This is a genomic window from Paraburkholderia sp. J8-2 (assembly GCF_905220195.1).
In the GTDB taxonomy this organism is placed as follows: domain Bacteria; phylum Pseudomonadota; class Gammaproteobacteria; order Burkholderiales; family Burkholderiaceae; genus Paraburkholderia.
The window spans coordinates 159,608-173,464 of sequence record NZ_CAJMZA010000015.1 but is presented as its reverse complement, the minus strand read 5'-3'; the positions used below and the strand labels follow the sequence as shown (position 1 = coordinate 173,464).

Here is a 13,857-nt window from a genome sequence, read left to right as displayed (position 1 = left end):
GGCTAGCAAAGTCGGACTGAACACGGCTCGACGGCTCCATATAGCAGTCGCCATAGGGCCTTCGGCCGATACCTTTCGGCTGCGCCCCAACGACGATCAGACATCGCGGCCGCGCCCATCCGAGGCGCCCCTGCTGTCCAATCCGATGGCGCGCACGGAACCGACTAGAATATGGGGTTCTCTGCACCCCAACTCACAGATTTATGCGCTCGCGAATCGCCAAACGCCTTCCTCCTGACGCCGACAAGCTCGTCGGCCTCTCGCTCGCCCTGTTCGCTTCGGGCAGCCGCACCGAAGACCGCTTCTGGGAGGCCAAGCTCGACACGCTGCTAGCGAAGGTCGTGCGCAACGGCAATCAGACTACGCTCGACGCCGCGCTCGATCATCTGCAGCAGAATCACCCGGACGCCTACGGCGCGCTTGCCGATATGGCCGAGACGCACAGCGAATCGTTCGTCGTCGAACATGAGGGCGCGCAATATGAAGCGCTGCTCGTCGCCGCGCCGGTGCTGGCCTGGACGCGCTATGTCATCCCTTCGGGCCCGCTGAAGGCCGAAGGCGCAGACGCGCTGCGCACCCATCTGCAGGCCCACGTGCTCGCGAACGGCACGCGCGTGGCGATGGCACCGTATCTCTATAGCATCGACCAGTTGCCGCGCCACCATGTCGAAACCTGGCGCCTCGCACAACAACTGACGCAGGCGGCGCTGAGCGGCGCACCGGCGAAAATCAGCTCGGGTGAGCTGCCGGAAACGTCGCCGATCCTCGCCGATCCGCGTTTCCTGCTCGCCGTTGTCGCGGCACCTGTCGGCGCCCCGCTCTTCCGCTGGCAGGAAGAGGAACACGGCTCGCGCATCGAGCGCGGCCAATGCCTGGAGCAATGGGCCACCCAGGGCGGCGCCAACCTTGCCGTCGTCATGCCGGGCTGCGAATTCGAATGCCTGCTACCCGACGCCTACTACTCCGCCTGCCGCGACGCGGACGAGCGCGTGCGTCCGCACACGATCCGCACCGCCGTGCGCTACCTGCTCGACACGATTGGCGCGGGCGCGCAGGACTTGCGCGCCGTTGTCGCCGGCTTCGGCGAGCGCCGCATCGACGAATACCGCATCGGTTTCACGAAGCGCGGCAGCAATGATGTGCTGTATGGCGTGGTCTGGCCGCTCTACGGCCGCGAGAACGGCGACGCCGACATCGACGAAGAACCGACCGAAGAGAGCGTTAGCAGCGGTCCGCTCGAAGAGATCGTGGCGCTGCTCAAGGAATCGGGTATTACCGACATCCGCCGTCACGCCGGCCGCTTCGAGCCGGAATATTGCGATGACTGCGGCGTTCCGCTCTATGCGGATCCACTCGGCGAGATCGTCCACGCCGAGATGCCGGAAGATGCTGAGCCTGTACAGCCACACTTCCACTAAGACAATTCCAAAATTCCTACTTGGTCCCGCCTGTGTGCGGGACTTTTTTTTGCCCTATGTCTTATGCCTTTTGGACAGGCCGCCAGCGCCCAACCTTTTTGTCATCATGGTGCTGTTGGTCTGGTTCACCGCCGCTCAGAAGCGGTGCGCGTTGCACAACATTTCGAGAGACCGTCAACGAGAGGAGGGCATATCCATGCGGTTCGTTGTACTCAATCCGGACGCCGAACGGCGTGAAGGGCTCAAGGCGCTGTTAAGACAAATCGACCGTCGCGCACGCTTCAATGACGCGCCGGACTGGCGCAGCGCGGAGCGCGCCATGCAACGCTTCACCCCCAACCTGATCGTGATCGATTGGCACGACGGCATTCGCGCCGGCGAGCTGCGCCACTTTGTCATGCGGCACCGTAGCCTCCCCGTGGCCATCCTGGTAGACAGTGCCGAAACGCCCACGACCGTGCGGATGCTCATCGACGAAGGCGCCCGCGGCATCATCCGGCGCACAACGGACTCCATCCTGATCGTGAAGTTTCTGGAGCTGATCATGCTCGGCGGCGATCATCTACCGGCCGACGTGCTCGGTCCGTGTACGCCCTGGCCCCTGCCGCCCCGGCGCAACGCCAAGGCCGCTGCACAGGCACGCAAGGTGCGCCCGAAGGTCAACCTGTCGCCCCGGCAGGAGCAGATCCTGCGCTGCGTCCACATGGGCAATACGAACAAGATGATCGCTAGAGCGCTCGGCATCAGCGAGGGCACGGTGAAAGTCCATCTCACCAGCATCTTTCAGCAGCTCGGCGCGCCCAATCGCGCGGCGGCCGTCGCGATCTATAACGGATTGCTCGCAAACCAGCTGCAGGTGCTGCGCTCGCAGTGCGAACGGCCGGCGAAGCCCAGGCACGGCGAACACGGCCCCGTGCCGTTGCGCGCACGCGAGCCTCTGGCGTTTCGCTATCCGTTGCTGGCAGGCGACAGTGTGGAGGCGCTGCCCATCGCCGCGGAGCCGCAGGCGCCTTACGGCGAGCCTGCCGCGGCGCAGCAGGAGCGCCCCATCGAGGCCCACGAGGCCGACGAGGCCGACGAGAGTACTGACGAGGAAGCCCTGGTGCTCGCTCGCGCACACGTCTTGCCCTCCAACGAGTAATATGAAGCACATGGGGTTCCTATTTACGCCGCTTCCGCTCTGGGTTGCTATCGGTGCCTGGGTTGTCACCGTGGGGCTGCTCGCGCTCGCGTTGTGGAAGAACCCCTTCAAGCGTCTTCAGGACGCAACGCTCCAGCACGTGTGGCTCGCGATCGTCGTCGCGATCTCCGTGCTGTGGGCGAGCAATGCGTGGCTCGAAGACGGCACCGTGCTGCACCTGCTCGGCGCCACGCTCGTGGTGACGCTATTCGACTGGGGACTGGCGCTTGTCGCCATGGGCGTCGTCGTGGGGCTCGCCGCGCTCATCTTCGACGCCACCTGGGAAGGCGTCGCCCTCACCTTCCTGATATTCGGCGCGTTCCCTGTCGCGATTTCGGCGTTGTTGCAACGCGCCTGCACCGCGTGGCTGCCGCGCAACCTCTTCATGTTCATCGTCGGCCAGGGCTTCGTGTCGCCGGCCATCGCTGTTTCGGCGGCGGCTTATCTCGCGCTCGGCACCCATGTCGCGCTCAACGGTGGATCGGCGATCACCGTGCCCGCGGGTTATGCGTTCAGCGTATTTCTGCTCGCTTCGGGTGAAGCGTGGTTCACGGGCATGGCGACGGCGTTGATCGCCGTCTACCGGCCGACCTGGGTCACCACCTACGACGTGCGCCGCTATCGGTTGGGCGGCCCGCGAACCTGAGCCGCCGCTTCGGTCGAGAGCCCCGCCGCCAGCAACGCAATGACGGGCGCGACGACACGTCGCGATCGGCGGGCGGCGCATACGTAGCAGCACTTGCGCCGATCCCTCCGTTCAGACAGAAGAAAATAATTGTTTCCGGATTGAACTCAACCCGGCTGTGCCGCATCTTACGGTGCCTGACGTCACACCCTCTTCTCTAGCAAGCAGATGGACTGCAATCATGCATCCCGCCGGCTGTTGTTCGTCGCCGGTCAACTGGCGGCGTGTGCCGCGAGCCTCATGCTCATCGCCGCGCCAGCCGCGCGGGCCGATCAACTCGAGCAACACAACGATCTTGTTAATCAGTTCGTCACCCGGATGCACGCGGACCCGCTGGTCGCGGATTGCGCGGCGCACGGCGATTTCGTAGCAAACACGTCGGCGGCGCTCGATCACGTCGAGTTTCCGCCAAGTTCGTTCGACAGTGCACACGCAAGCGTGACGCCGTGGAACGACTCGTTCGACGAAGGCAAGCAGCGCGTGAAGGTCGACACGATCGTGACCGTCGACGGCATTGGCATTGCCAAGGACAGCGGCAACGCGCCCTACGATCTGAAATTCCGCTGCGGCTATGTCGGGCAGCAGATGCTCGCGTTCAGCTGGAACGATCCCGTCCCGCTAGCGCACGCACGCGGCGCGCACGGCACCGCACCGCAAAGCGGCGCACACGCAAAGGGCAAGCATTCGACCAAGAAGGCCACCGGCAAGGGTTCGAAGAAGACGGCGCCGAGCAAGTCGAGCCATAGTTCGTCGACGAGCGGCACGAAGTCCGCCAGCAAATCGACGAAATCGACAACGAAATCCACTGCAAAGAAAACAACTTCAAAGAAGACGACGGCTCACTGAAAGTCGTTGGCGTTCTCGATGCAAAAAGGGGGAAGCGGCCTGGCCGTTTCCCCCTTTTTTATGCGCCGTGGCAATGATGCCGTTACGCAAACGTCTCCACGTGATGCAATATGGCCTGCAACATCGCAGCGCCGAGCGCGGCGCTACGCTCACCGTTCCAGCCTACGCGTTCGTCGGGCAGATTGGCGTTGTCCTTGAACGGCATTTCAAGGGTGAGGGACAGGCAGCCATAGCGATGGCCGATGTACTTCGACGCGAGTTTGAGCGCATCTTCGCGATAGCGGCTCGCCTCGTAGCCGTGCTGGTCCTGGAAGTCCGGGCTCGCCACCTTGAACGCCTCGATGAACGCCTTCTGCTCCGTGCGTTGCTGATCGGTAAAGCCCGGCAGCATTTCAGAGCCCGCCACGAATACATAAGGCAGCGTCTCGTCGCCGTGGATGTCGAAGAAGAGATCGACGCCGGTGGCTTCGATCGCATCGCGCACGACCAGCACCTCGGGGCTGCGCTGCGCGTCCGGCTCCATCCACTCGCGGTTCAGGTTCGCGCCCACGGCGTTGGTGCGCAAATTGCCGTGCACGCTGCCGTCCGGATTCATGTTCGGCACGATATGGAACACGGCGCGGTCATACAGCTTGCGCGCGACCGGATCGCCTGCCCAGTCGCCCCAGCCGGCGAGCCGCTTGACGAGGCCTTCCACGAACCACTCGGCCATGCTCTCACCTGGGTGCTGACGAGCGATGATCCACACGGTCTTCTTGGGCTTGCCGTCGGGCGCGGTGTCGCCCGGCATGCCGAGCGAGAGCAGCGACATGGGACGGCCTTCCACGCTCTGACCCAGCTCCGTGAGCGTGGCGTGCGGCAGTTGCTGAAGCGCGCCGAGGAACTCCGAGTGGCGCTCTTCGCTATATGGCTCGAAGTACGCATAGTAGATGCTGTCGAAGTCGGGCGTGTGATCGATGACGAGCTGCTTGCCGTCATAGCGGGTCGGCACGCGGAACCAGTTCACGCGGTCGTAGCTCGCCGCGGCCTGGTAGTCGCGCCAGCCCTCGGGAAACGCACAGGCCGACGCATTTTCGAACGTCATCACGCAACGTTCGCCGCGCACGCCCGACACGCGGAAGTAGAACCATTGTGCGAACTCGGACTGGTTGTCCGATCGCACGCGCAGACGGATGTCGTCGGCGCGCTCGCTCGACAGAACCTCGATCGCGCCCGCATCGAACTGGCTGGTGATGGCAATCGTCATAGTCTTTTCCTTCCGGCTTGCTTGTTCACTTACTCGGCAATGCGCCGACGAAATACATAGGTCGAATCGTTCGATGCATCCGCATCGAATGCATAGCCTTCCACGTCGAACGCCTTGAGCGCTTCGGGGTCGGCCACGCGGTTCTCGACGGCGTAACGCGCCATCAACCCGCGCGCGCGCTTCGCGTGGAAGCTGATGATCTTGTAGCGCCCGCCCTTCCAGTCTTCGAATACCGGTGTGACGACGGGCACGGCGAGCTTCTTCGGCTTCACGGCCTTGAAGTATTCGTTCGACGCGCAGTTCACGAGCACGCTCGCGCTTTTCGACGCGACTTCCCGATTGCGCTCGATCTGTGCGTTGAGCGCGTGCGTGATGCGCTCGCCCCAGAACGCATAGAGATCCTTGCCACGCGCGTTTTCGAAACGCGTGCCCATTTCGAGACGATAAGGCTGAAGCAGGTCGAGCGGACGCAGCAAGCCATAGAGTCCCGAGAGCACGCGCACATGCTGCTGCGCATAGTCGAGATCCGCGGTCGAGAGCGACTTCGCGTCGAGGCCTTCATAAACATCGCCGTTGAACGCGAGCACCGCTTGTTTCGCGTTGGTCTGGCTGAACTGCTTCGACCAGTCGGCGTAGCGCTGGAAATTCAGGCGCGCGAGCGGGTCGGAAATGCTCATGAGCGACCCGATCTGCTGCGGCGAGAGGCGGCGCAGGCCCGCGATCAGCTCGGCCGCGTCGTCGACGAAATCGGGGATGGTGTGGGTTTCGATGTGCGCCGGCGTGTCATAGTCGAGCGATTTGGCCGGCGACAGAACGATTATCATAGAGGCTTGCAGGCACGATGTGCCGATGTTCAAAGGCGAAAGCCCGATTGTAGCGAATTCACGAATGACCGGCCTCACGCCCCCAACCGCAACCTCCCTCTCGCCGGCCTCCGCTGCCGCGCTTCCCGTGGTTCTCGACTCCAACGTCTGGCTCGATATTCTCGTGTTCGACGACCCGCACACGCGCCCCATTCGCGTGGCGCTCGAGCGCGGAGCGATCCGGGCGCTGATCGACGAACGCTGCCGGGCAGAACTGGCCCACGTGCTCGACTATCCGCAGTTCGCCGGCCGCGGCGTCGCGAAAGCGGACGCACTCGCCGCGCTGGCCGGGCTCGTTGCGCTGATCGAGTTGCCCAAGCTTGCCGCCGATGCGCGGCCCCTGCCCCAATGCCGCGACCGCGACGACCAGAAATTTCTGGAACTGGCGCGTGCAAGCGGCGCGCAGTGGCTCGTCTCGAAGGACCGCGCGGTGCTCAAGCTTGCGAAGCGCGTGGCGCGCGATTTCGGCTTTCGCATCGCGACGCCCGACGCGTTCGTCGCCGAATGCGTGCAAGATGCCGCTCAAGCCGCGCAGGCCTGATCTCCGCGTTGCGACGCCCGCGCCCGACCGGGCCACCGCAGCCGCGCCGATTTGCCTACAATCAACCTTTCCCGTCCCAACGCCCGACTTCCGCCCGCGACATGAACGCACCGCATCCCACGAAGCATTCGCAGGACACCCTGCTCACGCCCTCTTTTCCGTCGCGTCTGCCGAACGTCGGCACGACGATCTTCACCGTGATGAGCGCGCTCGCCGCTGAAAAGGGTGCGGTCAACCTGGGTCAGGGCTTTCCCGACTTCGATTGCGACCCACGCATCGTCGACGCCGTCGCGCAAGCCATGCGCGAGGGCCACAACCAGTACCCGCCGATGGCCGGCGTGGCCGCGCTGCGCGAGGCGATCGCGGACAAGATCGAGCACGTGTACGGCCGCCGCTACGACGCCAACAGCGAAATCACGGTGACGGCGGGCGCCACGCAAGCGCTGCTCACGGCGATTCTCGCGACCGTGCACACGGGCGACGAAGTGATCGTGGTCGAGCCGACCTACGACAGCTATCTGCCGTCGATCGAACTGGCGGGCGGCAAGCCCGTGTTCGTGACGCTCGAAGCGCCCGACTACGCGATTCCGTTCGACCGCCTCGCAGCGGCCATCACGCCGAAAACGCGCCTCATCCTCATCAACACGCCGCACAACCCCACGGGCACGGTGTGGCGCGCAGAGGACATGCAAAAGCTCGAGGAGATCGTGCGCGGCACCAACGTGCTGATCCTCTCCGACGAGGTGTACGAGCACATGGTCTACGACGGTCAGCCGCACGAGAGCGTCGCGCGCTATCCGGAACTGGCCGCGCGCAGCTTCATCGTGTCGAGCTTCGGCAAGACCTATCACGTGACGGGCTGGAAAGTGGGCTACGTGGCCGCGCCCGCGCCGCTCACGGCAGAGTTCCGCAAGGTGCATCAGTTCAACGTGTTCACCGTGAACACGCCCATGCAGTTCGGCCTCGCGCAATACCTGCGCGACCCCAAACCGTATCTGGAACTACCCGCGTTCTATCAGAAGAAGCGCGACTTCTTCCGCGCGGGACTCGCCAACACGCGCTTCAAGCTGCTGCCGTGCGAAGGCACCTACTTTCAGTGCGTGGACTATTCGGCGATCAGCGACCTGCCCGAAGCGGAATTCTCGAAGTGGCTCACGGCGGAGATCGGCGTGGCCGCCATTCCGGTTTCGGCGTTCTATCACGAGCCGCATGAGTCGGGCGTCGTGCGCTTTTGCTTCGCCAAGCAGGAAAGCACGCTTGCGACCGCGCTCGAGCGGCTTGCGCGACTCTGACGTGCTTCGCGCGCGATGATTCCGCGAACGGCAGTGCGTTCCCGATCATCGCGCGCGATAGCGTGCGCGGCGCGTTGCCAGGCGCCGCAACGCTTACGCGTTCGCCTCAATATAGGCCTTGCGGTCGGCATTGACGCGCTGCGCCGTCGGGCGTTCGCCGATCAGCTTGAGATACGACTTCCAGTCGATGCCTGCGTCGGCGAGGAAATCGCTGCCGTACACCGCTTGCGTGGCGCGCCCCACGAGCGGCAAGCTCACGAACGCAGCAGCATCGGCCACGCCGAAGCGATCGCCCGCCACGTAAGGCGTGAACTTCGCGATCCGCTTGAAGCCCGCCACATAGCGGCGCAACCGCTTCTCCATGGCCACCTTGACCTCCTCGGTCGCCTTGCTTCCAAAGAACGCCTCACCGTAAAGCTCGCGCGCGTTGAGCTCGAGGTGTGTCTCGATGAAGACGATCAGTTCGCGCTCCTTCGCCGCCTGCCACGGATCCGCCGCGAAGATGGGCTTTTCTGGAAAGCGCGCCGCCAGATACTCGACGATCACTTCCGATTCGCACAAAAAGCCCTGTTCCGTTTCGATAAACGGCACCTTGCCGGCCGGCGACTGCGCGAGCAGCGCCTCGTCGAGCGGCAGCTTGTTCGGCACTTCCTCGAACGCGATACCGTGTTCGAGCAGCAGCAGCTTGACCTTGTTGTAGTAATTCGAAAGCGCGAAACCGTGCAGCTTGATCATCCTCATTGCCTCCTTGAGCGGGGCAGTTCCCTTACCGAAACCGCCGAACCGTTTTCATAAAATTGTACGACCGTGCTATTCTAGGCCAATCATGGAGCCAGGCTTCCAATGACTTCACATCATTTCAACATTGAGACAATCGGCATCGTCGGCACCGGTGCGATGGGCCGCGGCATTGCGCAGATCGCCGCGCAGGCGGGCCTCGCGGTGCGCCTCTACGACACGAACCCGCAGGCGGTCACCGCCGCGCGCGATCATCTCGCCGACACCTTCGCGAAACTCGCGGCAAAAGGCAAGCTCGACGAGCCCGCCGCCAAGGCCGCGCTCGAACGCGTGACCGGCGCGCACACGCTCGATGAACTCGCTGGCTGCGATCTCGTGATCGAAGCGATCGTCGAGAATCTCGAAGCCAAACGTACGCTGTTTCGCGAGCTCGAAACCGTGGTGAGCGAGCGCTGCCTGCTCGTATCCAACACCTCTTCCCTCTCGATTACCGCCATCGCCGCCGCGTGCAGCGACCCGTCGCGCGTTGCGGGCTATCACTTCTTCAACCCCGTGCCGCTCATGAAGGTGGTCGAAGTGATCGACGGGCTGCGCAGCGATCCCGCCGCCGGCGACGCGCTCATGGCGCTCGCACGCCGCATGGGCCACACGCCGGTGCGCGCGAAGGATATGCCCGGTTTCATCGTCAATCACGCGGGCCGCGGCATGAACACCGAGGGCTTGCGCGTGGCGGGCGAAGGCGTGGCGAGCTTCGTCGAAATCGATCGCATCATGCGCGAGCAGGCGGGCTTCCGGCTCGGACCGTTCGAGCTGCTCGACCTCACCGCGCTCGACGTGTCGCATCCGGTGATGGAGTCGATCTATCACCAGTTCTATGAGGAGCCGCGCTTCACGCCGTCGCCCATTACGGGCGTGCGGCTCGCGGGCGGGCTGGTTGGCCGCAAGGCGGGCGAAGGCTTCTATCGCTATGTCGATGGCAAGCAGCAGGTGCCCGACGAACCCGCAGCGCCCACTGCGCTGCCCGCGCGTGTCTGGGTGAGCCGCCGCAACGCCGCCGCGCGCGACGCCGTAATCGCGCTTGCGTCGAAAGCCGGTGTGGCCATTGACGAAGGCGATACGCCCGCCGCCGACGCGCTGATCGTGGTCGCGCCACTCGGCCTCGACGCCACGACCGCCGCGCTCGACGAGCAGCTCGACGCGCGCCGCGTGGTCGCCATCGACACGCTGTTTCCGCTCGACACCGCGAAGCGCCGTACGCTGATGACAACGCCCGCCACCACGCGCGAAGCACGCGACTCGGGCCACGCGCTCTTCGCCGCCGACGGTGTGCCAGTCACGGTGATCCGCGACTCGACGGGCTTCGTCGCGCAGCGCATCGTCGCGACGATCGTCAACATCGGCTGCGATATCGCGCAGAAGCAGATTGCAACACCGCGCGACATCGACCTCGCGGTTACGCTCGGGCTCGGTTATCCGCGCGGCCCGCTCGCGCTCGGCGACACGCTGGGCGCACGCACGATCCTCACGATCCTGCGCAACATCCACACCGTGCTCGGCGATCCGCGCTATCGCCCGTCGCCGTGGCTCGCGCGACGCGCGCAGCTCGGCCTTTCGCTGACGCAAAGCGACGCAGCAGACATCAACGCATCGAACGAGGCACCGCAATGAGCGCCGAACTCCGTAGCACCCGCCCGCAAGGCCACGAATCGACACTCGTCCTCACGCTGTCGAACCCCGGTGCGCGCAACGCGCTGCATCCCGACATGTACGCTGCAGCCATTGAAGCCTTCGACGCCGCCGAGCGCGACCCGTCGCTGCGCGCGATTATCCTCACGGGCGCCGACAACTTTTTCTGCGCGGGCGGCAACCTGAACCGCCTGCTCGAAAACCGCGCGAAAGACCCTTCGGTGCAGGCCGCCAGTATCGACCTGCTCGGCGCCTGGGTCACCGCCATGCGCCAGTCGACCAAGCCGATCATCGCAGCCGTGGAGGGCGCGGCCGCAGGCGCGGGCTTTTCGCTTGCGCTCGCTGCCGACCTGCTCGTCGCCGCCGACGACGCGAAGTTCGTCATGGCCTATTCGCGCGTGGGCCTGACGCCCGACGGCGGCGGCTCGTGGTTCCTCGCGCGCTCGCTGCCGCGCTCGCTCGCGTTCGAGCTGATGGTGGAAGGCAAGCCGATCGGCGCGGCGCGCCTCGCGGAACTCGGTGTGGTGAACCGGCTCGCGAAACCGCAAACCGCGCTCGACACGGCGCTCGCCTGGGCCGACGAACTGACAAAGATCTCGCCGAATTCGGTGGCGCGCATCAAGGGTTTGACGAACGTCGCGGACACGCAACCGCTCGAAGCGCAGCTCGCCGCGGAACGCGACAGTTTCGTCGCGTCGCTCCATCACCGCGACGGCCTTGAAGGCATTACCGCGTTCCTCGAAAAACGCGCGCCTGTCTACAAGTAACTACGCTTGCGCGCGGCGACCCACAGGAGAATCAGGAGGAGGGAGACGAATATGGCGCAAGCCACCCCGGATGGAGACACGCAAAAAAACGCGCAAACGCGCACCGACTACTCGGCGTTCGAAGGCACGCGCCCGGTTGCCGAGCGCCAGCGCTTCGACACCGAGGCGCTGAGCGCCTGGCTCACCGCTCACGTGGAAGGCTTCCACGGCCCGCTTGCGATCGAGCAGTTCGCCGGCGGCCAGTCGAACCCGACGTTCAAGCTCGTCACGCCGGGCCGCACTTACGTGATGCGCGCCAAGCCTGGCCCCAAGTCGAAACTGCTGCCCTCCGCGCACGCGATCGAACGCGAATACCGCGTGATGGACGCGCTCGCCACAACCGATGTGCCGGTCGCGAAAATGCTCGCGCTCTGCGAGGACGAAGCGGTGATCGGCCGCGCGTTCTTTGTGATGGAGTTCGTCGAGGGCCGCGTGCTCTGGGACCAGTCGCTTCCCGGCATGACGCGCGAGGAACGCGGCGCGATCTACGACGAGATGAACCGCGTGATCACCGCGCTCCATAACGTGAAGCCCGATGCCGTGGGCCTTGCAGACTACGGCAAGCCCGGCAATTACTTCGCACGCCAGATCGATCGCTGGAGCCGCCAGTATCAAGCCTCGGAAACGGAACGTATCGACGCCATGCATCACCTGATCGAATGGCTGCCGAAGCACATGCCGGACGATTCAGGTTCGCGTGTGTCCGTCGTGCATGGCGACTACCGCCTCGACAACCTGATCTTCCACCCGAGCGAACCGCGCGTGCTGGCCGTGCTCGACTGGGAGCTCTCCACACTCGGCGACCCGCTCGCCGACTTCTCGTATCACTGCATGGCCTGGCACGTTGATCCCGCACAGTTCCGCGGCATTGCCGGGCTCGACTGGCAGGCGCTCGGCATTCCCGACGAGGCCCAGTACGTCGCGCGCTATTGCGAGCGCACCGGCCTCGAGATTCGCGGCGACTGGAACTTCTATCTCGCCTACAACATGTTCCGGATCGCGGCGATCCTGCAGGGCATCATGAAACGCGTGGTGGACGGCACCGCCGCGAGCGCGCAGGCAATCGACGCAGGCCGGCGCGCCAAGCCCATGGCCGAACTCGCCTGGCGCTACGCGCAGAAAGTTCGCTAAAACGAGAACGACTTACTTTTCACTGTCACTGCATCGCATTGCGAGGTCACCGATGAATTTCGATTACTCCCCGAAAGTGCAGGCGCTGCGCGAGAAACTGCTCGCGTTCTTCGATGAACATATTTATCCAAACGAGGCGGTCTTCCACGAGGAAGTCGAGCGCAATCGTGCGAACGGCAACCCGTGGGTGCCCACGCAAATCGTCGAGCAATTGAAGGAGAAGGCGCGCGCGGCCGGGCTATGGAACCTGTTCCTGCCCGCCTCCGAACGCGGCGCGGGCCTCACGAACCTTGAATATGCGCCGCTGTGCGAAATCATGGGCCGCGTGCACTGGGCGCCCGAAGTGTTCAACTGCAGCGCGCCCGACACCGGCAACATGGAGACGATCGAGCGCTATGGCAGCGAGGCGCACAAGCAGCAATGGCTCGCGCCGCTGCTGGCAGGCCAGATCCGCTCGGCCTTTCTGATGACCGAGCCCGACGTGGCCTCGTCGGATGCGACGAACATCCAGACGCGCATCGAGCGCGACGGCGACGACTATGTGATCAACGGCACGAAGTGGTGGTCGTCGGGCGCGGGCGACCCGCGCTGCGCGATCTATATCCTGATGGGCAAGACCGATCCCGACGCACCGCGCCATGCACAACAGTCGATGATCCTCGTGCCATCGGATACGGCCGGCATTACCGTGCGCCGCCCGCTCACGGTATTCGGCTACGACGACGCACCGCACGGCCATATGGAAATCACGCTCGAAAACGTCCGCGTGCCCGCATCGAATATCCTGCTGGGCGAAGGACGTGGCTTCGAGATCGCGCAAGGTCGCCTCGGGCCGGGCCGCATCCATCACTGCATGCGCCTCATCGGCCTGGCGGAACGCGCGCTCGAGTTCATGGCGAAACGCGCGCTCTCGCGCGTGGCCTTCGGCAAGCCGGTCGCCCAGCAGACCGTGACGCAGGAGCGCATTGCAGAAGCGCGCTGCATGATCGAGCAAGCACGCCTGCTCACACTCAAGACGGCATACATGATGGACACCGTCGGCAACAAGGGCGCACGCGGCGAGATCGCGATGATCAAGGTGGTCGCGCCGAACATGGCCTGCCAGGTGATCGACTGGGCAATGCAGGTGCACGGCGCGGCGGGCGTGAGCGGCGACTTCCCGCTGGCCTACTCGTACGCTTCGGCGCGCACGCTGCGCTTCGCGGACGGCCCCGACGAAGTCCACCGCAACGCCATCGCCAAGCTCGAATTCGCGCGCTACATGGACGCGGGCGCGGCGTCGCGCGTGGAAATGCCGGTTACGCGCTCGTAAGCCCACAAGTACAGCAGGGGCGCTTGGCCGCCCTCTGCGAGCGACGCCGATCTATGCTAATTTGCGCCAGACCCGGCGTCGCGACAGTCTCTCGCGGCGCCTTCCTTCCTGGT

Annotated in this window: 13 protein-coding genes; 10 read left to right on the top strand and 3 right to left on the bottom strand. The window is 64.7% G+C overall.

Going from position 1 to position 13,857, the window contains the following annotated elements:
• The first annotated feature begins 203 nt into the window (after positions 1-203).
• The 4 genes from U5A52_RS27525 to U5A52_RS27510 all read left to right on the top strand — a co-directional run bounded on the left by U5A52_RS27525 (position 204) and on the right by U5A52_RS27510 (position 4,129).
• Positions 204-1,418 (top strand): DUF2863 family protein, encoded by a 1,215-nt coding sequence (locus U5A52_RS27525; RefSeq protein ID WP_321914639.1) that lies wholly within the window; start codon positions 204-206, stop codon positions 1,416-1,418.
• Positions 1,419-1,614: 196 nt separating this feature from the next.
• Entirely contained in the window at positions 1,615-2,559 is a 945-nt protein-coding gene (locus U5A52_RS27520; RefSeq protein WP_321936869.1) for a response regulator transcription factor, read from the top strand.
• Between the two features lie 10 nt (positions 2,560-2,569).
• Positions 2,570-3,244 carry an energy-coupling factor ABC transporter permease gene (locus U5A52_RS27515; protein ID WP_321914640.1) on the top strand — a complete coding sequence of 225 codons (675 nt, stop codon included), beginning with the start codon at positions 2,570-2,572 and terminating at the stop codon, positions 3,242-3,244.
• A 207-nt stretch (positions 3,245-3,451) separates the two neighbouring features.
• A complete protein-coding gene (locus U5A52_RS27510; protein WP_321914641.1) occupies positions 3,452-4,129 on the top strand; it encodes a BspC domain-containing protein in 678 nt (225 codons plus the stop codon).
• A gap of 82 nt (positions 4,130-4,211) precedes the next feature.
• Here the strand turns inward: U5A52_RS27510 and U5A52_RS27505 are convergent, their stop codons facing one another.
• Entirely contained in the window at positions 4,212-5,375 is a 1,164-nt protein-coding gene (locus U5A52_RS27505) for a M14-type cytosolic carboxypeptidase (RefSeq protein WP_321936867.1), read from the bottom strand.
• A 29-nt stretch (positions 5,376-5,404) separates the two neighbouring features.
• Positions 5,405-6,199 carry a peroxide stress protein YaaA gene (gene yaaA / locus U5A52_RS27500; protein WP_321914643.1) on the bottom strand — a complete coding sequence of 265 codons (795 nt, stop codon included), beginning with the start codon at positions 6,197-6,199 and terminating at the stop codon, positions 5,405-5,407.
• 64 nt (positions 6,200-6,263) lie between these two features.
• Between yaaA and U5A52_RS27495 the strand changes: the two genes are divergently transcribed.
• Together U5A52_RS27495 and U5A52_RS27490 are read left to right on the top strand one after the other, a co-directional pair.
• Positions 6,264-6,779, top strand: coding sequence for a putative toxin-antitoxin system toxin component, PIN family (locus tag U5A52_RS27495; RefSeq protein ID WP_321914644.1), 516 nt, complete (start codon positions 6,264-6,266; stop codon positions 6,777-6,779).
• 101 nt (positions 6,780-6,880) lie between these two features.
• Positions 6,881-8,071, top strand: coding sequence for a pyridoxal phosphate-dependent aminotransferase (locus tag U5A52_RS27490; protein WP_321914645.1), 1,191 nt, complete (start codon positions 6,881-6,883; stop codon positions 8,069-8,071).
• Positions 8,072-8,164: 93 nt separating this feature from the next.
• On the opposite strand, the gene U5A52_RS27485 is transcribed toward U5A52_RS27490, so the two are convergent.
• A complete protein-coding gene (locus U5A52_RS27485) occupies positions 8,165-8,806 on the bottom strand; it encodes a glutathione S-transferase (RefSeq protein WP_321936865.1) in 642 nt (213 codons plus the stop codon).
• A 108-nt stretch (positions 8,807-8,914) separates the two neighbouring features.
• Between U5A52_RS27485 and U5A52_RS27480 the strand changes: the two genes are divergently transcribed.
• From U5A52_RS27480 to U5A52_RS27465, 4 genes are read left to right on the top strand one after another with little or no spacing between them, the layout of a single operon-like run.
• On the top strand, positions 8,915-10,477 hold the full coding sequence (locus tag U5A52_RS27480) for a 3-hydroxyacyl-CoA dehydrogenase (RefSeq protein WP_321936863.1): 1,563 nt from the start codon (positions 8,915-8,917) through the stop codon (positions 10,475-10,477).
• A complete protein-coding gene (locus U5A52_RS27475; protein WP_321936862.1) occupies positions 10,474-11,262 on the top strand; it encodes an oxepin-CoA hydrolase, alternative type in 789 nt (262 codons plus the stop codon). Before U5A52_RS27480 ends, U5A52_RS27475 begins: the two co-directional genes overlap by 4 nt.
• Positions 11,263-11,313: 51 nt before the next feature.
• On the top strand, positions 11,314-12,432 hold the full coding sequence (locus tag U5A52_RS27470) for a phosphotransferase (RefSeq protein ID WP_321936860.1): 1,119 nt from the start codon (positions 11,314-11,316) through the stop codon (positions 12,430-12,432).
• Positions 12,433-12,484: 52 nt separating this feature from the next.
• A complete protein-coding gene (locus tag U5A52_RS27465; RefSeq protein ID WP_321936858.1) occupies positions 12,485-13,744 on the top strand; it encodes an acyl-CoA dehydrogenase in 1,260 nt (419 codons plus the stop codon).
• Positions 13,745-13,857 lie beyond the last annotated feature (113 nt).